Here is a 22,297-nt window from a genome sequence, read left to right on the forward strand (position 1 = left end):
GGGCGATGGAGCAGCAGGTTTTATCTTTACGTAATAAACAGCGCCACACGCTGGAGCAACTGTTTAAAATCCCTGTGCCACAGGGCATTAAATGGGCCGACATTGAATCGCTAATTAAAGCGTTAGGCGGGGAGATTAAAGAAGGACGCGGCTCGCGCTGTAAATTTTTGTTGAACCACAGCATTGCCAGCTTTCACAGGCCTCATCCTTCGCCGGATACCGACAAAGGCGCCGTGGAGAGCGTGCGCGATTGGTTAATCACTATAGGGGTAAAACCATGATCAAACCTAAAACGCCAAACTCAATGGAGATTGCCGGCCAGCCTGCCGTTATCAATTACGTGCCTGAGCTCAATGCATTCCGCGGTAAGTTCCTTGGATTATCAGGATATTGCGATTTTGTTTCCGATAGTATTCAAGGGTTACAACAGGAGGGCGAGATATCATTACAGGAGTATCTCGCAGATTGTCATGAAGCGGGGATTGAGCCTTATGCTCACCCGGAAAAGATGAAAACCTTCACGCTGCGCTATCCTGAGTCATTTGGCGAGCGTCTTAGCTCCGCCGCTGCGGAGGAGCAGGTTTCCGTAAATACCTGGATCCTTGAGACGCTCAATGAACGTCTCAAACAGGCTTAAAACAGTATGCAGCAGCTCGCCATCGTTTTAATTTTCATCCGCTAAACACTGCAAATGCCCATGGCGCACGCCGCGCTGGGCAATCACGTCGTCGGCAAAATGCTGTACCTCGGCCATGTCACCTTTCAGCACCGCAATCTCGAGGCAGTCGTCATGACTGATATGCACATGCAGCGTGGCGACGGAGAGATCGTGATGATGATGCTGGGTGGCCACCAGCCGGCTCGCCAGTTCGCGTTTCTCATGTTCATACACGTACGACAGGACGGCATACCCGCGCCGTGATTCCGGCGACGGAGGATCCTGGTTGAGGGCGTCGCGCAGAATATCGCGTACCGCCTCCGAGCGATTGTGGTAGCCACGGCGGGCGCTGAGCGCATCGAGGGCGGCCAGCAGGTCATCATCAAGGGTCAGGGTTACGCGCTGCATGGCATGGCCTCGTTTAGCAGAGTGGCAGGAAAAGGGGGGAGCACCGCTTGCTGGAGCGCCTGTCCGGCAGGGGAGTGCAGGCGCAGCGGTAAGCTGACCGTCGCGGTTTCGACGATGCGCCCGTGCTCCATCACCAGCACTCGCTGGCAAAAGCGCTCCACCAGCCGCAGGTCGTGGGTGATGAACAGGCAGGCGGTGTCAAACTGCGCCTGCAGACGCTTCAGCAGGGCGATAATCTCCGCCTGCAGCAGCAGATCGAGATTTGAAACCGCTTCATCCAGGATCAACAGCTGCGGCCGTACCGCCAGGGCGCGTGCCAGGCAGACGCGCTGCAGCTGTCCGCCGCTGAGCTGCGCCGGGCGCTTATCGAGCAGCGACGGCGCGAGGTCGACGGCCAGCAGCATCTCTTCCACCCGCCGCGAACGCGCCTCACGCGACAAGCGTAACAGATGGCGTAGCGGCTCGCTGACGATCTCGCGCACCGTTTTGCGCGGATTCACCGCGCTGAAGGCATCCTGAAATACCAGCTGAATATCACGGCGGAAGGCGCCGATGGCCTCGCCCTTGAGGGCAGTCAGCGGCGTGCCGCGCCAGGCAATATCACCGTGCTGCGGCGTTTCCAGACCCACCAGCATCCGCGCCAGGGTGCTTTTCCCACAGCCGCTGCGTCCGAGCAGGGCCACCGTTTCGCCGGGGGCGATGGCGAGATGGATCGCATGCAGGACCCTGCCGTGGTGAGGATAATCGTGACTCACTCCGGTGACGCTGAGTAAATTCATGGTGTTTTCTCCAGGCCGTACAGCGCCAGATGCGCGGCCAGCAGGCGCTGGCTGAGCGGGTGCCGCGGGGCGCTAAATAGCGTATTCACATCGCAGTGTTCAACGAGGCGACCGTTCTCCATGACCGTCACGTGATGCGCCAGCCGCGCCACGACGCCCATATCATGCGTCACCAGCAGCAGCCCCAGACCGCGCCTGGCGACGATATCCGCCAGCAGATCGAGAATGCGCGCCTGGGCGATGGCATCGAGATCGGTCGTCGGCTCGTCGGCGATGATAAAGGGCGCGCGGCTGAGCAGGGCGAGAGCGACCATCATCCGCTGCAGCATGCCGCCGCTCATCTCAAAGGGGTAGCGCTTCAGCAGCGCCCGCGGATTGTCCAGACCCACTTCCTCCATCGCTGCCAGCAGCACGGCGTCATTCGTTTCACGACCCGCTGCCCGGCAGGTTTCCCGGGCGTGCGCGGCCATGGTCTGCAGTGGATTAAAGGCGCTGCGTGGGTTTTGCATGATAGTGGCAATAGTCGTGCCGCGCAGTTGTTCGCCGTGCACCGGAATGCCGTCGAGCAGCACCCGGCCGGCGGTTTGCCTGACGCCAGGCGGCAACATGCCCAGCGCGGCGGCGCAGGTCAGCGATTTTCCGCAGCCACTGCTGCCGAGCAGCGCCAGCCCCTGCCCGCGGCGCAGGGTGAAGGAAACGTCGCTGACCAGCGGTCGGTCAGCGGCAAGCGAGATCTGTTCCAGTTGGATCTTCTGCGGCATCAGTGGCTATGCTCCGCGATCAGGTGGGGATCGAGACGATCGCGCAGCGCGTCGCCCAGCAGGTTAAAAGCCATCACGCTGATGAACAGCGCCAGCCCCGGCCAGACCATTTGCAGCGGCTGGGTCCAGATATACTGTCGGGCGTCGTTGATCATTACCCCCCATTCCGCCGTCGGCGCGCTGACGCCGAGACCGAGGAACGACATGCCGGCCACGTGAAGCATCATATGGCCGATATCCAGCGAGGCGAGCACCAGCAGCGAGGGGATCACCGCCCCGGCCAGATGGTCGCTGAACAGCCGCCACTGGCTGGCGCCGCTCAGTCGGGCGGCGAGGATAAATTCGCGCTGGCGCAGGGAAACCACCAGGTTACGCACCATTCTGGCATACCAGGCCCAGTGCGACAGCGCAATGGCGAGGATCACATTGGTCAACCCGGTACCCAGCACCCCCACCATAAAGAACGACAGGATCGAGGTCGGAAAGGTCATAAACAGTTCGGCGAGGCGCATCAGGCCGCGGTCGGCGCGACCGCCCAGCAGCCCGGCGCTGCCGCCGACCGCCAGACCGATCAGCAGCACCAGCAGCAGACAAGCCATCACCGCCCCCAGCGAAACGCGGGTGGCGGCCAGCAGGCGTGAGAAAATATCCCGGCCGAGATGATCGGTGCCGAGCCAGTGCGCTGCGCCCGGCGGTAGCAGCCGCTGCTGAAGGTCAATCGCCGCTGGATCCCAGGGCAGCCACCAGCCGCTGCCGATGGCGATGACTGCCAACAGCGCGATAACCAGCATGGCCAGTTTTACCGGCCAGCGAAAGCTTTGTAGCCATCTCATGCGCTCACCTCCTCGTGGCGGCGCAGGCGCGGGTCGAGCGCCGCGTTAAGCACATCTACCGCCAGATTAGCCAGCACGAACACCGTCACCATCATCAGGGTAAAGCACTGGATCACCGGGTAATCGCGATTGAAAATGGCGGAAACTGCGTAGCGGCCGACCCCGGGCCAGGCAAAGATATTTTCGATAATCATGGTGCCGCCGATCAGCTCGCCAATGTGCATGCCCATGGCGGTCACCACCGGCAGGGTGGCATTGCGCAGGATATGTCGGCGCTCCACCTGGCGCGCGCTCAATCCGCGTAGCCGCGCCCATATCACGTGACGCTGGCTGGCGGCGTCCAGCATGCTGGCGCGCAGCAGGCGGGCGTTGATCGCCAGCGACATAAAGGCGATGGAGACGGCGGGCAAAATCAGGTGCTGCCAGTCGCCATACCCCATCGCCGGGAGCCACTGCAGATGCACGGAAAAGAGCATCACCAGCAGAAAGGCCAGCCAGAAGTTCGGCATTGAGACGCCAAGAAAGGCAATCAGCCGTACCACATAGTCCGGCAGGCGATCGCGATGGCGCGCCGCCCAGATGCCCAGCGGCAGCGAGGTGACGAGGATCAGCGCCAGCGCCGCGCCGGTGAGCAGCAGGGTGGCAGGCAGGAAGTGCAGCAGGTCATCCAGGACCGGACGCTGGGTGGCATAGGAGAGACCGAAATCCAGGTGCAGCGCCCGCCACAGCCAGTGCAGATACTGCATCGCCAGCGGCTGGTTGAGCCCCAGCAGCTCGCGGGTCGAGGCAACCATCTCTTCAGTGGGCGGCAGGTTCGACAGGCGTAAATAATCCAGCGCCGGGTCACCGGTGCCGAGCCGCAGCAGCAGAAAGATGATGGCGGAGGCGGCGAGCAGCAGCGGGATCAGCAGCAGCAGGCGGCGTAAAATATAGCGTAGCATTATGGCGTTACCGGGTTAATCTGATCGAAAGGGATCTCGGTGGTCACCGGGGCGAACGGGATCTCCCCGACCTCCTGGTGCGCAACCGACATCAGCGAGACATAGCTGATGGGCAGATACACCGCGTCCTGATGCAGGCGGGTCAGCACATCGTGGTACCGTTTTCTCCGCAGCGCCTCGTCCCCCGTGGTCAGTACTTCGCTAATCTCTTTATCAATCAGCGCCTTGTCCGGCAGGCCTCGCTGGGCCTGGTAATCCGCATGCGACGGGACGCGCATCGAGCTTAAAAAGGCATGCGGATCGTAGGGCGCGCCCCAGGTGCGATTGAAGATCATACCGAAGCGGCCTTCGCGCTGGCGGGCGTAAATGCTGCTCTCCTCCTCACCCACCAGGGTGACCTGGACGCCGACCTGCCGCAGATTGGCCTGAATAATTTCGGCCATTGATTTAGCCAGCGCGTCGGTGCCGATAAACGCCAGCTCAATCGCCAGCGGTTGCCCGGCTTTTTGTCGCCAGGGCTGGCCCTCTGGCTGCTGCCAGCCAGCCTGCTCCAGCAGGGCGCGGGCTTTTGCCGGGTCGTAACGGCGCGGCGTCAGATCCTGCGGCGCGTAGGGGACCGAGGGGGCAAACAGGGTGTCGGCAACCTGCTGGGTGCCATACAACACGCTATCGACAAGGGTCTGTTTATCGACGGCGTAGTTGAGCGCCTCACGAACCGCCTGCTCGCGGGTCGGGCCCTGGCTGGCGTTCAGCGCCAGCATCACCGTTTCCACCGGGGCGGACAGGCGCGCCACGTAGCCGGGGTGATGGCGAAAACGTTCGAAGGTGTCCAGCGGCAGCAGCCCTTCGTCACCGTAGAGCATATCGATTTCCCCGGTTTCGAACGCCACCGCCCGGCTGGTGGCGTCGGGGATCACCTTGATGGTGATTTGCTGCAGTGCCGGTTTACGACCCCAGTAGCGCTCATTGCGTACCAGCACATCGCGCTGATTGAGCTGCGAGCTCGCCAGTCGCCACGGACCGGTGCCGATCGGGGCTTTAATGCCCCTGGCGGTGCCGCCATCGATAAACTGCGAGGGCGCGATGAAGCGGAACGGGCGGGGCAGGGCCAGCTCTTGGAGTAAGGGCGCGTAGGCGCTTTTCAGAGTGATCTGCAACTCAGTGGCGCTGAGCGCCCGCACGTCGGTGATCTGGTTGGCGAGCTCAAGCCAGGCATGGCGTTGGCGGTTGGCCAGCACCGCCTGGAAATTGGCCGCCGCGGCCTGGGCGTTAAACGGTTCGCCATTGGAGAAGGTCACATCGTCGCGCAGGGTGAACCACCAGGTTTTACCATCGGCGGCGTGACGCCAGCGGGTCGCCAGCCAGGGCTGTACGCTGCCGTCAGCCTGATACTTCACCAGCGGTTCATAGACCATGCTTTGGGCAAACATCTGGTTGGGTGTATAGAGATGGGGATTCAGCGGGCCGACGTTAACCGGCCAGGCGGTGGTGAGCTGGTGCGGCGCGGCCTGAGCCAGTAAAGGGACGCAGGCAACCAGCGCCAGCAGGGTGAGGCGGATAGTAGACAAGACGGTGATCTCAGCGACAGGAAAGTATGACGATTTTAGTGATTCATCATACTTTGGGAGTAACCTGGATCAATATTGCGCCGGAAAGTATAAGAAAATCGTATCATTACACGCGGGCGGTAAACACCGCCTGCGCTTCTCAGGGCGCCCGGAATAAGCCCAGCAGCGTGGCTACCTGCTCGTCGATCGGCGCCAGGTCCCGCTTAACGATCAGGTGCAGCGGCGTCGCGCGGCGCGCGCCGTGGCTGAGGGGCAGCCGCTTCAGCACGCCCTGGTCGAGATGGGGGCGAATGCGCTCTTCCGGCAGCCAGCCGAACCCGACCTGATACATCACCGCATCAATGGCGGCGTCAATGGTGGAGAAGGTCCAGGCGTCACGCGTCGCCTGGCCATCGCCGGTCTGATCGGCAATGCGCACCAGCGGCCACGGCGCCAGCGTGCTGTCCTCCAGCGGCCCGTCGAGCGTGGCGAGAGGGTGGTCGCGGTGGGCGACGGCGATAAAATCAATATTCATCAGCCACTCTCCGCGGCCGGTAATATCCTGGCGGCGGGTCAGCACCATCACATCAGCTTCCGTCCGCGCCGCGCTCTCGTCATCAACGTTTTCCAGCACTTCGGTGAGTCTGACCTGGGTCTGCGGATAGTGCTGCTGAAACTGGCGCAGAATGGCGAATAGTCGCTGACGAGGGAAAATGCTGTCGACCACCAGATCCAGGCGGGTACGCGCCCCGTTGCGTAAGGTGGCGGCGTGGGTCTCGACGTAGGCGAAGGCCTGCAGCAGCGGTTTGACCTGATTTAGCAGCAGTTCGCCGGCCGGGGTCAGCACCGCCCGCCGGCCGGACGGCGCCAGCAGCGCCACGCCTAAGCGCTCCTGCAGCAGCGCGAGGTTATAGCTCACCGAAGACTGACTGCGGTTGGTCTCCTCCGCCGCTCTGGCAAAGCTCCCCAATTCCACTACCTTTTCGAGTAACGCCCACTGCTCCAGGGTTGTCTTGTGCATAATCAATCTAAAATTTGGATGTATTTAATCCAAACATAGCGTTATTCATTCATTTTTTAAAGACGTATGCTGTCCTCAACAAAACAGAGGAGAATAAATGATGAGCACTTTCGACAAACATGACCTCAGCGGCTTTATCGGTAAACATCTGGTCTATACCTACGACAACGGCTGGAACTACGAGATTTACGTCAAAAATGGCCACACCCTCGACTACCGTATTCACAGCGGCATCGTCGGCAATCGCTGGGTGAAAGATCAGGAAGCGTACATCGTGCGGGTGGGGGAAAGTATCTACAAAATCTCCTGGACCGAACCGACCGGCACCGACGTCAGCCTGATCGTCAACCTGGGCGACAAACTGTTCCACGGCACCATTTTCTTCCCGCGCTGGATCATGAATAACCCGGAAAAAACCGTCTGCTTCCAGAACGACCATATTCCGCTGATGAATTCGTACCGTGATGCCGGCCCGGCCTATCCAACGGAAGTGATTGACGAGTTCGCCACTATCACCTTCATTCGCGACTGTGGCGCCGATAATGACGAGGTCATTAATTGCCCGGCGAGCGAATTACCTGCGGATTTTCCTGCAAATTTGTAATTCAGCAGAAATAACTTTGTGATCTGCGCTAACATTTTGTCATTAAGCGTGACGATCGCTAATTTAAGTATTGTGTATTGGTTTAATTCCCGTTTACTTTTTGCTATTGCGTTCCTGTTTCTTGCCGCTTAACAGGAACGCTTTCCTGTCATACCCCTGCCATAAAAAATTCCTATCATACTGTTTAGTAATGAGTTATTACTTATTCTGAGAAAATATTAATTTCTTAATATTATCCTAAGCAAGGTCGACTACATTAATAGTGGTCGAAATACCCTGAAATGGAATGCCGCGCTGAACTCACTTCATTTTAATTTCGTTTAAGTCCGCAGGCGCAGGATATTTTATTCTAACGACCCTGATTTGTGCGTGGGTCAACTACAGAACAGGATGATGATGAGCGATTTTTTGCCGTTTTCGCGCCCGTCGATGGGCGACGCAGAGCTGGCTGCGCTGCGTGAAGTTTTAGCGTCGGGCTGGATCACCACCGGACCGAAGAATCAGGCACTCGAAGCGGCATTCTGCCAGCTGACCGGCAACCGCCACGCGATTGCCGTCAGTTCAGCGACCGGCGGGATGCATGTGACCCTGATGGCGCTGGGTATTGGCCCCGGCGATGAAGTCATTACGCCGTCCCAGACCTGGGTCTCCACTCTCAATATGATCTGCCTGCTGGGCGCTACGCCGGTGATGATCGATGTCGATAACGACAATCTGATGATTACCCCTGACGCGGTGGAAGCGGCGATCACTTCGCGTACCAAAGCGATAATTCCCGTGCACTACGCGGGCGCGCCAGCCGACATCGACGCCATTCGCGCGGTGGGCGAGCGCCACGGCATTCCGGTGATTGAAGATGCCGCCCATGCGGCGGGTACCCATTATAAAGGCCGCCACATTGGCTGGCAGGGGACCGCCATTTTCTCGTTCCACGCGATCAAGAACATGACCTGCGCCGAAGGCGGGCTGATTGTCACCGACGACGACGAGCTGGCCTCCCGTATCCGCAGTCTGAAATTCCATGGTCTGGGCGTGGACGCCTATGATCGTCAGACCCACGGCCGCGCGCCGCAGGCGGAGGTGATCACCCCGGGCTTCAAGTACAACCTTGCCGATATCAACGCCGCTCTGGCGCTGGTCCAGCTGGAAAAACTGAGCCACGCCAATCAGCGCCGGACGGAGATTGCCCAGCGCTACCTGCGCGAGCTGGCGGACACGCCGTTTAAACCGCTGACCGTCCCGGCATGGGATCACCAGCACGCCTGGCACTTGTTTATCATCCGCGTCGATGAGGCCGCATGCGGCATCAGCCGCGACGCGCTGATGGAAAAGCTGAAGGCGATGGGTATCGGCACGGGTCTGCATTTCCGTGCGGCTCATACGCAAAAATATTACCGCGAGCGCTTCCCTGAGGTTTCCCTGCCAAATACCGAATGGAACAGCGCCCGCATCTGTTCTCTCCCGTTGTTCCCGGACATGACCGATGACGATGTCACTCGCGTCATTTCCGCACTGCGCCAGCTGTCAGGACGTTGATATGCTTACTTACCCTCCCGTGAAGAAGGTCTCGGTGGTTATCCCGGTTTATAACGAACAGGATAGTCTGCCGGAACTGCTTCGTCGTACGGATACCGCCTGCGCCACGCTGGGGCGGCAATATGAAATTCTGCTGATCGACGATGGCAGCAGCGACGATTCTGCGCGCATGCTGACCGAAGCCGCCGAGGCGGAAGGCAGTCACGTCGTCGCCGTGCTGTTAAACCGTAACTACGGCCAGCACTCGGCGATCATGGCCGGCTTTAGCCATGTGACGGGCGATCTGATTATTACCCTTGATGCCGATCTGCAAAACCCACCGGAGGAAATTCCGCGGTTAGTAGAGAAGGCTGATGAAGGCTACGACGTGGTGGGCACCGTCCGCCAGAACCGTCAGGACAGCATCTTCCGCAAAAGCGCCTCGAAGATGATCAACCGCCTGATCCAGCGCACCACCGGCAAAGCGATGGGCGACTACGGCTGCATGCTGCGCGCTTACCGCCGCCATATTATCGACGCGATGCTCAACTGCCACGAGCGCAGCACCTTTATCCCGATCCTGGCGAATACCTTCGCCCGTCGCGCGGTCGAGATCCCGGTGATGCATGCCGAGCGCGAATTCGGCGACTCCAAATACAGCTTCATGCGCCTGATCAACCTGATGTACGACCTGGTGACCTGTCTGACCACCACGCCGCTGCGTCTGCTCAGCATTTTCGGCAGCGTGATTGCCCTGCTGGGCTTCGCCTTCGGCCTGCTGCTGGTGGTGCTGCGCCTGGCCTTTGGGCCGCAGTGGGCGGCAGAAGGGGTGTTCATGCTCTTCGCCGTGCTGTTTATGTTCATCGGCGCCCAGTTTATCGGTATGGGCCTGCTCGGCGAGTATATCGGACGCATCTATAACGACGTTCGCGCTCGTCCCCGCTACTTTATTCAACGTGTTGTTCGCCAGCCGGAAACGGCATCTAAAGAGGAAGATCGTTCATGAAAGCCGTAGTCTTCGCTTATCACGATATGGGCTGCACCGGTATCCAGTCCCTGCTGGACGCCGGGTATGATATCGCTGCTATTTTCACCCACCCGGATAACCCTGGCGAAAACCATTTCTTTGGCTCCGTGGCGCGCCTTGCCGCCGAGCAGGGCATTCCAGTGTGGGCGCCGGAAGACGTGAACCATCCGCTGTGGATTGAGCGTATCCGCGAGATGAAGCCGGACGTGCTGTTCTCCTTCTACTACCGCAACCTGCTGGGCGATGAGATCCTCAATCTGGCGCCGAAAGGGGCGTTCAACCTGCACGGTTCGCTGCTGCCGAGATATCGTGGCCGTGCGCCGCTGAACTGGGTGCTGGTCAATGGCGAAAGCGAAACCGGCGTCACCCTGCACCGCATGGTGAACCGCGCGGATGCCGGCGATATCGTCGCCCAGCAAACCGTGGCGATTGGCCCGGATGACGCGGCCCTGACGCTGCATCGTAAGCTGTGCGCCGCCGCCACTGAGCTGCTGGGCCAGGCGTTGCCGGCGATCCTTGAAGGAAAAACCGCAGAGCGCCCGCAGGATCACAGCCAGGCGACCTACGTGGGGCGTCGTACCCCGGAGGATGGCCGCCTCGACTGGGAGCAGCCGGCGCAGACCCTGCACAATCTGGTGCGTGCCGTCTCGGATCCGTGGCCGGGCGCCTTCGGCTACGCTGGCGCGAACAAGTTTATCGTCTGGAAATCCCGCGTCCGCCACGATCTGCCGGCAGCCAAACCGGGTACCGTTATCTCCGTTGCGCCGCTGATCGTGGCGTGCCAGGACGGGGCGCTGGAAATTGTCACCGGCCAGACCGAACGCGGTGTGTACATGCAGGGCGCTCAGCTGGCGCAGGCGCTGGGCCTGGTGTCCGGGGCGGTGATCAGCAGCAAACCGGTGGTGGCGATTAAGCGTCGCACCCGCGTGCTGATCCTTGGCGTCAATGGCTTTATCGGTAACCATTTGACCGAGCGCCTGCTGCAGGACGACAACTATGAAATTTACGGCCTGGATATCGGCTCCGACGCCATCAGCCGTTTCCTTGAGAGCCCGCGTTTCCACTTCGTGGAAGGCGATATCAGCATTCACTCCGAGTGGATCGAGTATCACATTAAGAAATGCGACGTGGTGTTGCCGCTGGTGGCCATCGCCACCCCTATCGAATACACCCGCAACCCGCTGCGCGTGTTCGAGCTGGATTTCGAAGAGAACCTGAAGATCATCCGCGATTGCGTGAAATACAATAAGCGCATCATCTTCCCGTCGACCTCTGAAGTGTACGGCATGTGCACCGACAAAAACTTCGACGAAGATACCTCCAATCTGGTGGTCGGGCCGATCAACAAACAGCGTTGGATCTACTCGGTTTCTAAACAGCTGCTGGACCGCGTGATTTGGGCCTACGGCGATAAGTACGATCTTAAGTTCACCCTGTTCCGTCCGTTCAACTGGATGGGACCGCGCCTGGATAACCTCAACGCCGCGCGTATCGGTAGTTCCCGCGCCATCACCCAGCTGATCCTCAACCTGGTGGAAGGGTCGCCGATCAAGCTCATCGAGGGCGGCAAGCAGAAGCGCTGCTTCACCGATATCAGCGACGGTATCGAAGCGCTGTTCCGCATCATCGAGAACAAAGACGGCCGCTGCGACGGGCAGATCATCAACATCGGCAACCCGGAAAACGAAGCGAGCATCAAAGAGCTGGCCGAAATGCTGCTCGCCTGCTTCGAACGCCATCCGCTGCGCGATCGCTTCCCGCCGTTTGCCGGCTTCCGTGAAGTGGAAAGCAGCGATTACTACGGGAAGGGCTACCAGGACGTTGAGCATCGTAAGCCGAGCATTCGCAACGCCAAACGCTGCCTGAACTGGGAACCGAAGGTGGAGATGGAAGAAACGGTCGAACACACGCTGGACTTCTTCCTGCGTACAGTTGAACTGGTGGACGATAAAAATCCATGAAACAGGTCGGCTTACGCATAGATGTCGATACCTTTCGCGGAACGCGGGACGGCGTTCCGCGGCTGCTGGACCTGCTGGGCCAGCACGGGATCCAGGCAAGCTTCTTCTTCAGCGTCGGGCCGGACAATATGGGGCGCCATCTGTGGCGCCTGGTAAAACCGAAGTTTCTGTGGAAGATGCTGCGTTCCAGAGCGGCTTCGCTGTACGGCTGGGATATTCTGCTGGCTGGCACCGCGTGGCCGGGACGCCGCATCGGCGCGGGGAACGAAGCGGTGATCCGCGCGGCCGCCGAGTCTCATGAAGTCGGGCTGCACGCCTGGGATCACTACAGCTGGCAGGCGTGGAGCGGCGTCTGGCCGCAGGAACGGCTGGCGCTGGAGGTTGAGCGCGGCCTGCTCGAACTGGAACGCATCATCGGCCGGCCGGTCACCTGTTCGGCTGTCGCCGGCTGGCGCGCCGATCAGCGGGTGGTCAAAGCCAAAGAATCCTTCGATTTTCTCTACAACAGCGACTGTCGCGGCACGCGGCCGTTCCTGCCCCAGCTCGGTAGCGGCACGTTTGGTACGGTGCAGATCCCGGTCACGCTGCCGACCTGGGATGAGGCGGTGGGCACGGCGGTCGATATCGCCGGCTTTAACCGCTACCTGCTCGACTGCATCCATCGCGACCCGGGCGTGCCGGTCTATACCATTCACGCCGAAGTGGAAGGTATTGCTTACGCCGATCAGTTCAATGAACTGCTGACCATGGCGGCGGAAGAGGAAATTCAGTTTTGCCCACTGAGCCAGCTGCTGCCCGCTGACTTTAGCGAGCTGCCGTCTGGCAAAGTGGTTCGGGGTGAACTGGCTGGCCGAGAAGGCTGGCTCGGACGTGAACAATTACTGACTTCGGGTGTTTGATGAAAAGCATTCGCTATGGCGTCTCTCTGATTGCGCTGTTTGCGCTGTATTACCTGCTGCCGCTTAATTTTCGTTTGCTCTGGCAACCCGATGAAACCCGCTATGCGGAGATCAGCCGTGAAATGCTGGCCACCGGTGACTGGGTGGTGCCGCATTTTCTCGGATTGCGCTACTTCGAAAAGCCGATTGCCGGTTACTGGATCAACAGTATCGGTCAGTGGCTGTTTGGCCATAATAACTTCGGCGTACGCTTTGGGTCGGTCTTCGCTATCACCATGACTGCCCTGCTGGTGGCCTGGCTGGCGTGGCGCGTCTTTCGCGACAAAAAGGTGGCTGTCCTGTCGCCGGTGATTTTCCTTACCGCGATGCTGGTGTATGCGATTGGCACCTATGCGGTGCTGGACCCGATGATCACCCTGTGGCTGGCACTGGCGATGTGCAGCTTCTGGGGCGCGGCGCAGGCGCAGAGCCGCAGCGGCAAAATACTGGGCTACGCGCTGCTGGGCGTCGCCTGCGGTATGGGGGTGATGACCAAGGGCTTCCTGGCGCTGGCGGTGCCGGTGGTGGGCGTGCTGCCGTGGGTGATCGCCCGTAAACGCTGGCGTGAAGTGCTGACCTACGGCTGGCTGGCGGTGATCGTCTGTACGCTGGTGGTGCTGCCCTGGGGGCTGGCTATCGCCCAGCGCGAGCCGGACTTCTGGCGCTACTTCTTCTGGGTCGAGCATATTCAGCGTTTTGCCGAAAAAGATGCCCAGCACAAAGCGCCGTTCTGGTACTACATTCCGTTCCTGATCGCCGGCAGCCTGCCGTGGCTGGCTCTGCTGCCGGGGGCGCTGAAGCGCGGCTGGCTTGAGCGCGATGAGGCTCGCGGCGCGCTGTATCTGCTGGGTTGGGTGGCGATGCCGTTCCTGTTCTTCAGTATCGCCAAAGGCAAACTGCCGACCTATATCCTGCCGTGCTTTGCGCCGCTGTCGATTCTGATGGCCCGCTACGCGCTGGAGGCCGCAAAGACCGGCGCAAAAGCGCTGCGCATCAACGGGATGATCAACCTGGGCGTTGGCCTGCTGGGGCTGATCGCCGTGCTGGTGGTCTCACCCTGGGGCGTGATGCACAAGCCGGTGTGGACCAAGATTGAGCTGTATAAATGTCTGCTGGCGGCGATCGCCTTCGCCGTCTGGGCGCTGATGGGCTGGCTGGCGATGAAAAAACCGTGCCGCCGCTGGAGCCTCGCCGCGCTCTGTCCGCTCGGCCTGGCGCTGCTGGTGGGCTTCGCCATCCCGGACCGGGTTATCGACAGCAAACAGCCGCAGTTCCTCGTGGATATCGTCAGTGAATCCCTGCAGCCCAGCCGTTACGTCCTGACCAACAACGTTGGGATCGCCGGCGGCCTGGCCTGGGAGCTGAAGCGCAGCGATATTATTATGTTCGACAAACAGGGTGAGCTGAAGTACGGTCTCGACTGGCCGGATGCTCAGGGAAGCTTTGTCAGCCAGGCCGGTTTTGCCGACTGGCTGGCCACGCACCGTCAGCAGGGGCCGGTCTCGCTGGTGCTGTTGATGGATAAAGGAGAGAGTATGGTTGACTTACCGTTACCGAAGCCAGATAACGCCTACGAGCTGGGTCGGGTGGTCTTCCTTCAGTATCTGCCGCAATGAGCGTCTGGATCTGTCTGGTGTTCGCCAGCCTGCTGAGCTGCGCCGGGCAACTATGCCAGAAACAGGCGACCCGCCCGTCCCGTCGCGGACGGCGGAGTCGCCATATACTCTTCTGGCTGGGGATGGCGCTGTTATGCCTGGGCTGCGGCATGCTGCTGTGGCTGAGCGTGCTGCAGTCTATTCCGGTCAGCATCGCCTATCCGATGCTGAGCCTGAATTTCGTCTGGGTTACCCTCGCGGGCTGGGGCATCTGGCATGAGCCGGTCGCTCGCCGTCACTGGCTTGGCGTCGGGTTGATCGTCGTGGGCATTGTCATTCTGGGGACCAGCGTCTGATGGGCTTTCTCTGGGCATTATTCAGCGTCGGCCTCGTCAGCGCCGCGCAGTTGCTGCTGCGCAGCGCCATGGTGGCCTTGCCGCCGCTGACCGATATTGTGGCATTTCTCCAGCATCTTCTGCATTTCCAGCCCGGGACCTTCGGCCTGTTTTTCGGCCTGCTGGGCTACCTGCTGTCGATGGTCTGCTGGTACTTTGCCCTGCATCGCCTGCCGCTGTCGAAAGCGTATGCCCTGCTGAGCCTGAGCTATATCCTCGTGTGGGCCGCCGCCATCTGGTTGCCCGGCTGGCATGAGCCGTTCTACTGGCAATCGCTGCTGGGCGTGACGATCATTGTCGCCGGCGTGTTGACCATCTTCTGGCCGGTCAAACGCCGCTAGCCGGGGAGCCGGCTTTTGGGACGGCCCGGGCCGAGCAGGATCGCCAGCTTGCTGCCTCCGACGGTGGTCTCCATCCAGATTTTACAGACGCTGGTTAACGGTACCGAGAGCAGCATCCCCACCGGCCCCAGCAGCCAGCCCCAGACCAGCAACGACAGGAACACCACCAGGGTCGACATTCCCAGCCGATGGCCCATCATGCGCGGCTCCACCATGTTGCCCAGCACCATATGCACCACCAGAAACAGCGCCCCGACCAACAGGCACTCATAAATGCCGCTAAACAGCAGCGCCTGCAGCATCGGGGGGATAGCGGAGATAGCGGAGCCAATGTTCGGCACATAGTTCAGCAGAAACGCCAGCACCCCCCACATCAGGGCGAACTGTACCCCCATCGCCAGCAGCCCCAGCCAGACAATCAGCCCGGTCCACAGGCTAATCAGCGTCTTCAGCGCCAGATAATGGGTGACGCCTTTCAGCGCCCGGTGCAAGCCGGCGATATGCAGGCGCGGGTTATTGAGGGCAAAACGCAGTTTGTAGGGCAGGTGGCGAACCTCAAACAGCATAAAGATCACCGTCATCACCAGCAGCACGATGCTGGCCATCGCCCCGGAAAGCTGGGTCATTAGCGTCGTGGCCCAGGTCATCAGCCGTTCTGAATCCATGCGCCGCAGCATGCGCTCCGGATTGATATGCAGATTAAGGAAGGGGAGATACTCCTGGAGCTGGAGGATCTTGCGCGTCAGGGCGCGGTTGAAATCGGGGAGCATGGCGACAAAGTCATTGAGCGACGCCGCCAGTACGCCAAGCAGCGCGGTGAGCATCACCAACATCGCCGTCACCACCAGGGTAATGGCGAACGGACGCCGCACCCCGCGGCGAATGAACCAGGTGACCAGCGGGTTGAGAACAATAGCGAAAAACAGCGCCAGCAGCAGCTGCACCAGAATATCGGCGGCGGCGTGGATCCCGGCGAGGATAATCACTAACGCTGCCAGCTTAAGTAAAATATGGAGCCCGGCTTTATCAGCCTGCGGAGAGGACATAGGGATTCCTTTTATGAGTCGCGCCAGATAAGTGTAGCGGTTCGCCGACTGCCAATATTCCGAAAGGAGGGCTGCTTTTCCGCCGACAGCGTGGTAATAGTGAAAGCTGATTGTCGAAATCTGGTGGAACCTGATGCCCGAACCCGTCGCCGAGCCGGCGCTCAATGGACTGCGCCTCAATCTGCGGATTGTCTCTGTCGTTATCTTTAACTTTGCCAGCTATCTCACCATCGGCCTGCCGCTGGCGGTGCTGCCCGGCTATGTGCATGATGTCATGGGCTTTAGCGCTTTCTGGGCCGGGCTGGTGATTAGTCTGCAATATTTCGCCACGCTGCTCAGCCGCCCGCATGCCGGGCGCTATGCCGACCTGCTGGGGCCTAAAAAGATTGTCGTCTTCGGTCTCTGCGGCTGTTTTTTGAGCGGTTTGAGCTATCTGTTGGCGGCCTGGAGCAGCGGCTGGCCTCTGGTTAGCTTGCTGCTGTTATGCCTCGGACGGGTGATCCTTGGTATCGGCCAGAGCTTCGCCGGCACAGGCTCGACGCTGTGGGGCGTCGGCGTGGTCGGTTCGCTGCATATCGGGCGGGTGATCTCGTGGAACGGGATTGTGACCTACGGGGCGATGGCGATGGGCGCGCCGCTCGGCGTGCTGTGCTATTCACACATTGGCCTCAGCGGCCTGGCGGTAGTCATTATGGCGGTGGCGCTGGTGGCGATCCTCTGTGCGCTGCCCCGCGCGGCGGTGAAGGCTACCAAAGGTAAAGCGATGTCGTTTCGCGCGGTGCTTGGCCGGGTCTGGCCCTACGGTATGGCGCTGGCGCTGGCCTCCGCCGGCTTCGGGGTGATCGCCACCTTTATCACGCTGTTTTATGACGCCAAAGGCTGGGACGGCGCGGCTTTCGCTCTGACGTTATTCAGCTGCGCGTTCGTTGGCACGCGGCTGCTGTTTCCTAACGGCATTAATCGCCTCGGTGGACTGAACGTGGCGATGCTCTGCTTTAGCGTGGAGATTATCGGACTACTGCTGGTCGGCTTTGCCGATACGCCGTTGCTGGCGAAAATCGGTACCTTCCTTACCGGGGCGGGGTTCTCGCTGGTCTTCCCGGCGCTGGGGGTGGTGGCGGTCAAAGCGGTGCCGCAGCACAATCAGGGGTCGGCGCTGGCGACCTATACCGTGTTTATGGATTTGTCGTTGGGGGTCACCGGGCCGCTGGCCGGATTGTTGATGGCGTGGACCGGGATCTCGATGATTTATCTCGCCGCGGCTGGGCTGGTGATGGCGGCGCTGCTGTTGGGCTGGCGGCTAAAAAAACGGCCCCCGGTTAGCGAACCGGAGGCCATCGCACCAGGCCAGTAATTACTGGATGGTGAGGGTGTTGATGATGCTTTCTGCTTCGGTCTGCGCCTGCTGCTGGTTGTCCGCCGGCAGGGTCACCTGCAGGGTCAGCAGTTTGTCATCCACTTTGCCGAGGATCACTGAAGACCAGGCGGTCTGCCCCTTGGCAGAGATGATGCTGTCCAGCTGCTGCAGGGTATGGCCTTTCATCTCCAGCGATTTGTTGCTCACCACCTGCAGCTGCGGGTCGCGGCTACGCTGCTGATCTTCCAGTCGTTTCGCCAGTATCGCCAGATCTTCATTGGTGCTGTCGCCGACGATGACGATGACCGCTTTCTGGCCGGTAGCGTCAGAGTAGACGTGCATGTTGTTCGCCTGGGTACCCAGTTTGCCGCTCTGGTCGGCCATGCCCGCAGGCAGGGTGAAGCTCAGTTTGCCATCCAGCAGGCTGATTGCCTGGCCGCTGGCATTGCTCTCCGCTGCTGCGCCAACGGTTGGCGCTTTTGAATCGCTGTTATCGCAGGCGGCAAGCCCCATTACCAGCAGGCCAATACCGACATATTTAACCAAATTGCGCATTGACATCTTCCTTTCGATAAACGGCCACTAATGGCTCATCCGGCTATCTTAACACATCGGCCCGCGAGTACCTTTAACTCGGCTGTAATGCCGACAAATCAGATTTATCCGCCAGTCTTTTCAACAGCATATTTAACAGCACGCCGTACATCGGCAGGAAGAAAATAATGCTGATAAGCACTTTAAAGCTGTAGTCGACGAGGGCGATTTCCCCCCAGTGGGCGGCCATAAACGGGTCCGGGCTGCGCCAGAAAGCGATAAAGAAGAACGCGACGGTATCGCTGATGTTGCCGAACAGCGTCGAGGCGGTGGGGGCCAGCCACCAGTGGCGACTCTGCCGCAGGCGGTTGAAGACGTGGACGTCGAGGATCTGCCCCAGTGCATAGGCCATAAAGCTGGCGATGGCGATGCGCGCGACGAAGAGATTAAAGGTGCCCAGCGCGGCAAAGCCCTGCCACTCGCCCATGTAGAACAGCGCAGAGATGCCGTAAGAGATAACCAGCGCCGGGACCATCACCGCGAAAATGATGCGTCGCGCCAGCGGTGCGCCAAAAATGCGTACCGTCAGATCGGTGGCGAGAAAGATAAACGGAAAACTAAACGCGCCCCAGGTGGTATGGAAACCAAAAATGGAGATCGGCAGCTGAACCAGATAGTTGCTGGAGGTGATGACCAGCAGATGAAATAGCGAAAGCCAGACGAGCGCTTTTTTGCGCTGTACGGTAGTAAACGGATTCATATTGTGACCTTTTTATGCCCGTCATGCTTCAGGTGAATGAGCAATCGGCAGCGGAACGTTGGGGTGAGGGAACCCAATAAAAAACGGCTGCATGATACTGCGTTGTCGGCGTAATGCAATGGTTGTTTTTCGCGCAAACGTTAACCTGGCTTGCGTACTGGCGAACTGGGGGTAAACTAGGGCCGTTTTGTTAACGTGAGACTAAAATGAGCGAACTTTTCTCCACTCCTGACCATACCCTGGATGCCCTGGGGCTCCGCTGCCCGGAGCCGGTCATGATGGTGCGTAAAACCGTGCGGACGATGCCGGTCGGCGAGACGCTGCTGATTATTGCTGACGATCCGGCCACCACCCGCGATATCCCGGGATTCTGCCGCTTTATGGAGCATGAGCTGGTGGCCCAGGAAACCGAAGCCCTGCCGTACCGCTATCTGATCCGCAAAAGCCACTGAGCTTTTCCCGGATAGCGGCGCGTAGCGCCTTATCCGGGCTACCCGACGGTCCGGAACCGTAGCCCTGCTAAGCGCAGCGCGAGCAGGGAATATCCCGGATGGCGGCGCGTAGCGCCTTATCCGGGCTACCCGACGGTCCGGAATCGTAGCCCTGCTAAGCGTAGCGCGAGCAGGGAATACCCCGGATGGCGGCGCGTTGCGCCTTATCCGGGCTACCCGACGGTCTGGAACCGTAGCCCTGCTAAGCGTAGCGCGAGCAGGGAATATCCCGGATGGCGGAGCGTAGCGCCTTATCCGGGCTACCCGACGGTCCGGAATCGTAGCCCTGCTAAGCGCAGCGCGAGCAGGGAATACTCCGGATGGCGGCGCGTAGCGCCTTATCCGGGCTACCCGACGGTCCGGAACCGTAGCCCTGCTAAGCGTAGCGCGAGCAGGGAATATCCCGGATGGCGGCGCGTAGCGCCTTATCCGGGCTACCCGACGGTCCGGAACCGTAGCCCTGCTAAGCGTAGCGCGAGCAGGGAAGCCGGTATCTATGCTACAACTTCTTACGCAATAACCGCAGCGCGTTAGCCGTTACCAGCACGGTGGCGCCGGTATCCGCCAGCACCGCCAGCCACAACCCGGTCAGGCCAAGCAGGGTGGTGACGAGGAAAATCCCCTTCAGCCCTAAGGCAATCGCGATGTTCTGGCGAATATTGGCATGGGTGGCGCGCGCCAGGGAAATCATCTGCGCCAGGCCGGTCAGACGGTTATGGGTCAGCGCGGCGTCGGCCGTCTCCAGCGCCACATCGGTGCCGCTGCCCATGGCGATGCCGATGGTGGCCGCTTTCATCGCCGGGGCGTCGTTGATTCCGTCCCCGATCATCGCCAGCGGCGCATCGGCATTCAGCGCCATGACGGCTTTCACTTTGTCCGCCGGCAGCAGACCGGCGCGGAATTCCAGCCCCAGTTCGCTGGCGATGGCTGCCGCGGCGCGCGGGTTATCCCCGGTAAGGATCACCCCCTGAACCCCCAACTGATGCAGAGCATCCACCGCCTGACGCGCGTCGTCGCGCAGGGTGTCGCGCAGCGCCAGAATACCGAGCAGCGTCTCGCCGCGCATCACCAGCACTACCGTTTGCCCGGCGCTTTCCAGCTGCTGGATCTGCGCCTCATGTTCTGCCGGGGCGGCTTTGCTGGCGGCGCAGATCAAGATGCGGCTGCCGTTCACCTCGGCTTCGATGCCAGAGCCCGCCAGCGCCCGCTGGCCGCTGGCAAGCGGAATACTCAGCTGACGCCGCTGTGCTTCACGGACGATGGCCTGCGCCAGCGGGTGGCTGGAGCCTTGCTCCACCGCCGCCGCCAGCGCCAGCAGCGCGTTGTCGTCAAACTCAGCCGTGGCGATCACCGAAGTCACCTGCGGCTGGCCGACGGTCAGGGTGCCGGTTTTATCGAACGCCACCTGCCGCACCTGGCCCAGCTGTTCCAGCGCCGCGCCGCCTTTGATTAGCGCCCCGCGGCGGGCGGCGACCGCCAGGCCGGAGGTGATGGCCGCCGGCGTGGAGATGACCAGCGCGCACGGACAGCCGATCAGCAGCAGCGTCAGCCCTTTATAAATCCACGGCAGCCAGGCGCTGGCGAAGAACAGCGGTGGGACAATGGCGACCAACAAAGCTACGACCATAATGGCCGGGGTGTAGATCCGGCTGAAGCGATCGATAAAACGCTCGATTGGCGCCCGACGTTCCTCTGCCTCTTCAATCAGCTTCAGGATGCGGTCGATGGCGCTGTCGCCCGGTTCGGATATCACGGTAAGCTGCACCAGGCGATCGACGCTGGTGGCGCCCGCCGCGACTCGTTCCCCGGCCTGACGCTCCACCGGCACCGACTCACCGGTCAGGGCGCTTTCATCAAAGCTGGCAAACGGCGACAGCAGCTGGCCATCCGCCGGCAGACGCCCGCCGGCGGCCACTTCAATCACATCTCCGGGACGCAGGTCGCGCTGGGCGACGATTTCCCGCACGCCGTTGCGCAGACGGATGGCGGTGTCGGGCTTCAGCGCCATCAGCGCGCTCACCCCCTGCCGTGCGCGGCTGGCGGCCCAGCCTTCGAGACGCTCGCCGATCAGGAACAGCAGCAGGACCATCGCCGCTTCCGCAGTGGCGCCGATAAACAGCGCCCCGATGGCGGCGACGCTCATCAGCGTTTCAATGGCAAACCAGCTCCCGCTTTTGATCAGGCGCAGCGCCTGGCGAGCAACCGGCCACAGGCCAACCAGGGTGGTGGCAATAAAGGCCAACTGACCGGCGGGGTGGTTGGCCTGCTCCAGCCCCCAGCTCAGGGCCATCATGATAACCAGCGTCAGTAACGGCAGATTGTCGCGCAGCAGCGACCCTCGGGTTTTCTCTGCTGCGGGAGCATCGGCATCGCGCAGCGTATAGCCCGCCTGGCGGACCGCGTTCTCAACCTGAGCGCGGATATCACCCTCGGCGTTAACCAGCAACTTTTCTGTGGCGAACAGCACCTGGACCTGACTGACGCCGGGTACCTGGCGAACCGCGGTTTCCACCTTGCGGGCGCAGGCGGCGCAGTCCATGCCATCAACCTGCCAGCTATAGCGGGCGTCGTCGAGCGCTTCGGCGGCAGGGGCGGATTCTGTGGCGCAGGCGTGATCTGTACAGCAGCTCTCCGCCGGCGCGGTCGCTGGCCGCATGGTGAATGACGAGAATTGTGGGACTTTTTTATCCTGCGCGTCTGGAGTCGACATGGCACCCTCCGGGAAATGATAATTTTCTCATTAGCCGTAGGATACACTCTGGAGTCGACTCCAGAGTCAAGGACT

The 22,297-nt window shown here is 60.7% G+C and carries 23 protein-coding genes; 12 read left to right on the forward strand and 11 right to left on the reverse strand.

Annotated elements, in window-relative coordinates; genetic code table 11:
- Positions 1 to 5: 5 nt before the first annotated feature.
- Both DTA24_RS01560 and DTA24_RS01565 read left to right on the forward strand, forming a co-directional pair.
- Entirely contained in the window at positions 6 to 281 is a 276-nt protein-coding gene (locus tag DTA24_RS01560; RefSeq protein WP_044650325.1) for a type II toxin-antitoxin system HicA family toxin, read from the forward strand.
- Complete coding sequence (locus DTA24_RS01565) at positions 278 to 637, forward strand: type II toxin-antitoxin system HicB family antitoxin (protein WP_004181489.1); 360 nt, start codon at positions 278 to 280, stop codon at positions 635 to 637. The genes DTA24_RS01560 and DTA24_RS01565 overlap by 4 nt, the downstream gene beginning before the upstream one ends.
- A 27-nt stretch (positions 638 to 664) precedes the next feature.
- Here DTA24_RS01565 and nikR read toward each other — a convergent pair whose 3' ends face one another.
- From nikR to DTA24_RS01600, 7 genes are all read right to left on the reverse strand, one after another.
- Positions 665 to 1,066 (reverse strand): nickel-responsive transcriptional regulator NikR, encoded by a 402-nt coding sequence (nikR, locus tag DTA24_RS01570; RefSeq protein ID WP_004181488.1) that lies wholly within the window; start codon positions 1,064 to 1,066, stop codon positions 665 to 667.
- Entirely contained in the window at positions 1,054 to 1,845 is a 792-nt protein-coding gene (gene nikE / locus DTA24_RS01575; RefSeq protein ID WP_012540373.1) for a nickel import ATP-binding protein NikE, read from the reverse strand. The genes nikR and nikE overlap by 13 nt, the downstream gene beginning before the upstream one ends.
- Positions 1,842 to 2,606 (reverse strand): nickel import ATP-binding protein NikD, encoded by a 765-nt coding sequence (locus DTA24_RS01580; RefSeq protein WP_048272087.1) that lies wholly within the window; start codon positions 2,604 to 2,606, stop codon positions 1,842 to 1,844. Before DTA24_RS01580 ends, nikE begins: the two co-directional genes overlap by 4 nt.
- Complete coding sequence (gene nikC / locus DTA24_RS01585; protein WP_012967107.1) at positions 2,606 to 3,439, reverse strand: nickel ABC transporter permease subunit NikC; 834 nt, start codon at positions 3,437 to 3,439, stop codon at positions 2,606 to 2,608. Before nikC ends, DTA24_RS01580 begins: the two co-directional genes overlap by 1 nt.
- Positions 3,436 to 4,380 (reverse strand): nickel ABC transporter permease subunit NikB, encoded by a 945-nt coding sequence (gene nikB, locus DTA24_RS01590; RefSeq protein WP_016161924.1) that lies wholly within the window; start codon positions 4,378 to 4,380, stop codon positions 3,436 to 3,438. Before nikB ends, nikC begins: the two co-directional genes overlap by 4 nt.
- Positions 4,380 to 5,948 carry a nickel ABC transporter substrate-binding protein gene (nikA, locus tag DTA24_RS01595; protein WP_022066417.1) on the reverse strand — a complete coding sequence of 523 codons (1,569 nt, stop codon included), beginning with the start codon at positions 5,946 to 5,948 and terminating at the stop codon, positions 4,380 to 4,382. Before nikA ends, nikB begins: the two co-directional genes overlap by 1 nt.
- A 139-nt stretch (positions 5,949 to 6,087) precedes the next feature.
- Positions 6,088 to 6,948: a LysR family transcriptional regulator gene (locus DTA24_RS01600; protein WP_099217182.1), complete on the reverse strand. Its 861-nt coding sequence runs from the start codon at positions 6,946 to 6,948 to the stop codon at positions 6,088 to 6,090.
- Between the two features lie 97 nt (positions 6,949 to 7,045).
- Here DTA24_RS01600 and DTA24_RS01605 point away from each other — a divergent pair, with 97 nt between their 5' ends.
- The 8 genes from DTA24_RS01605 (at position 7,046) to arnF (ending at position 15,324) form a co-directional block, all read left to right on the forward strand.
- Positions 7,046 to 7,552 (forward strand): phenolic acid decarboxylase, encoded by a 507-nt coding sequence (locus DTA24_RS01605; protein ID WP_012540376.1) that lies wholly within the window; start codon positions 7,046 to 7,048, stop codon positions 7,550 to 7,552.
- A gap of 396 nt (positions 7,553 to 7,948) precedes the next feature.
- Positions 7,949 to 9,088 (forward strand): UDP-4-amino-4-deoxy-L-arabinose aminotransferase, encoded by a 1,140-nt coding sequence (gene arnB, locus DTA24_RS01610; RefSeq protein WP_012540377.1) that lies wholly within the window; start codon positions 7,949 to 7,951, stop codon positions 9,086 to 9,088.
- A gap of 1 nt (position 9,089) precedes the next feature.
- Positions 9,090 to 10,073, forward strand: a complete 984-nt coding sequence (arnC, locus tag DTA24_RS01615) for an undecaprenyl-phosphate 4-deoxy-4-formamido-L-arabinose transferase (protein ID WP_008806952.1) — start codon at positions 9,090 to 9,092, stop codon at positions 10,071 to 10,073.
- Entirely contained in the window at positions 10,070 to 12,055 is a 1,986-nt protein-coding gene (gene arnA, locus DTA24_RS01620) for a bifunctional UDP-4-amino-4-deoxy-L-arabinose formyltransferase/UDP-glucuronic acid oxidase ArnA (RefSeq protein ID WP_123836530.1), read from the forward strand. The genes arnC and arnA overlap by 4 nt, the downstream gene beginning before the upstream one ends.
- Positions 12,052 to 12,954, forward strand: coding sequence for a 4-deoxy-4-formamido-L-arabinose-phosphoundecaprenol deformylase (gene arnD, locus DTA24_RS01625; RefSeq protein ID WP_008806954.1), 903 nt, complete (start codon positions 12,052 to 12,054; stop codon positions 12,952 to 12,954). The genes arnA and arnD overlap by 4 nt, the downstream gene beginning before the upstream one ends.
- Positions 12,954 to 14,609: a lipid IV(A) 4-amino-4-deoxy-L-arabinosyltransferase gene (gene arnT, locus DTA24_RS01630; protein ID WP_110196254.1), complete on the forward strand. Its 1,656-nt coding sequence runs from the start codon at positions 12,954 to 12,956 to the stop codon at positions 14,607 to 14,609. The genes arnD and arnT overlap by 1 nt, the downstream gene beginning before the upstream one ends.
- Entirely contained in the window at positions 14,606 to 14,944 is a 339-nt protein-coding gene (arnE, locus tag DTA24_RS01635; RefSeq protein ID WP_008806956.1) for a 4-amino-4-deoxy-L-arabinose-phosphoundecaprenol flippase subunit ArnE, read from the forward strand. Before arnT ends, arnE begins: the two co-directional genes overlap by 4 nt.
- Complete coding sequence (gene arnF / locus DTA24_RS01640; RefSeq protein ID WP_008806957.1) at positions 14,944 to 15,324, forward strand: 4-amino-4-deoxy-L-arabinose-phosphoundecaprenol flippase subunit ArnF; 381 nt, start codon at positions 14,944 to 14,946, stop codon at positions 15,322 to 15,324. The genes arnE and arnF overlap by 1 nt, the downstream gene beginning before the upstream one ends.
- On the opposite strand, the gene DTA24_RS01645 is transcribed toward arnF, so the two are convergent.
- Positions 15,321 to 16,370: an AI-2E family transporter gene (locus tag DTA24_RS01645; RefSeq protein WP_008806958.1), complete on the reverse strand. Its 1,050-nt coding sequence runs from the start codon at positions 16,368 to 16,370 to the stop codon at positions 15,321 to 15,323. The two genes, arnF and DTA24_RS01645, sit on opposite strands and share 4 nt — an antisense overlap.
- 133 nt (positions 16,371 to 16,503) lie before the next feature.
- On the opposite strand from DTA24_RS01645, the gene DTA24_RS01650 reads away from it, so the two are divergent.
- Positions 16,504 to 17,724, forward strand: a complete 1,221-nt coding sequence (locus DTA24_RS01650) for an MFS transporter (RefSeq protein ID WP_008806959.1) — start codon at positions 16,504 to 16,506, stop codon at positions 17,722 to 17,724.
- Here DTA24_RS01650 and DTA24_RS01655 read toward each other — a convergent pair whose 3' ends face one another.
- Both DTA24_RS01655 and DTA24_RS01660 read right to left on the reverse strand, forming a co-directional pair.
- Positions 17,725 to 18,282 carry a DcrB family lipoprotein gene (locus DTA24_RS01655; protein WP_023340793.1) on the reverse strand — a complete coding sequence of 186 codons (558 nt, stop codon included), beginning with the start codon at positions 18,280 to 18,282 and terminating at the stop codon, positions 17,725 to 17,727.
- A gap of 73 nt (positions 18,283 to 18,355) precedes the next feature.
- Positions 18,356 to 19,021 (reverse strand): 7-cyano-7-deazaguanine/7-aminomethyl-7-deazaguanine transporter, encoded by a 666-nt coding sequence (locus tag DTA24_RS01660; RefSeq protein WP_008806961.1) that lies wholly within the window; start codon positions 19,019 to 19,021, stop codon positions 18,356 to 18,358.
- A 206-nt stretch (positions 19,022 to 19,227) separates the two neighbouring features.
- On the opposite strand from DTA24_RS01660, the gene tusA reads away from it, so the two are divergent.
- Positions 19,228 to 19,473: a sulfurtransferase TusA gene (tusA, locus tag DTA24_RS01665; protein WP_002920858.1), complete on the forward strand. Its 246-nt coding sequence runs from the start codon at positions 19,228 to 19,230 to the stop codon at positions 19,471 to 19,473.
- A 538-nt stretch (positions 19,474 to 20,011) separates the two neighbouring features.
- On the opposite strand, the gene zntA is transcribed toward tusA, so the two are convergent.
- Positions 20,012 to 22,222: a Zn(II)/Cd(II)/Pb(II) translocating P-type ATPase ZntA gene (gene zntA, locus DTA24_RS01670; protein WP_040968930.1), complete on the reverse strand. Its 2,211-nt coding sequence runs from the start codon at positions 22,220 to 22,222 to the stop codon at positions 20,012 to 20,014.
- Between the last annotated feature and the right edge of the window lie 75 nt (positions 22,223 to 22,297).

Origin of the sequence: Klebsiella sp. P1CD1 (genome assembly GCF_003790505.1) — a bacterium.
GTDB lineage: Bacteria > Pseudomonadota > Gammaproteobacteria > Enterobacterales > Enterobacteriaceae > Klebsiella > Klebsiella variicola.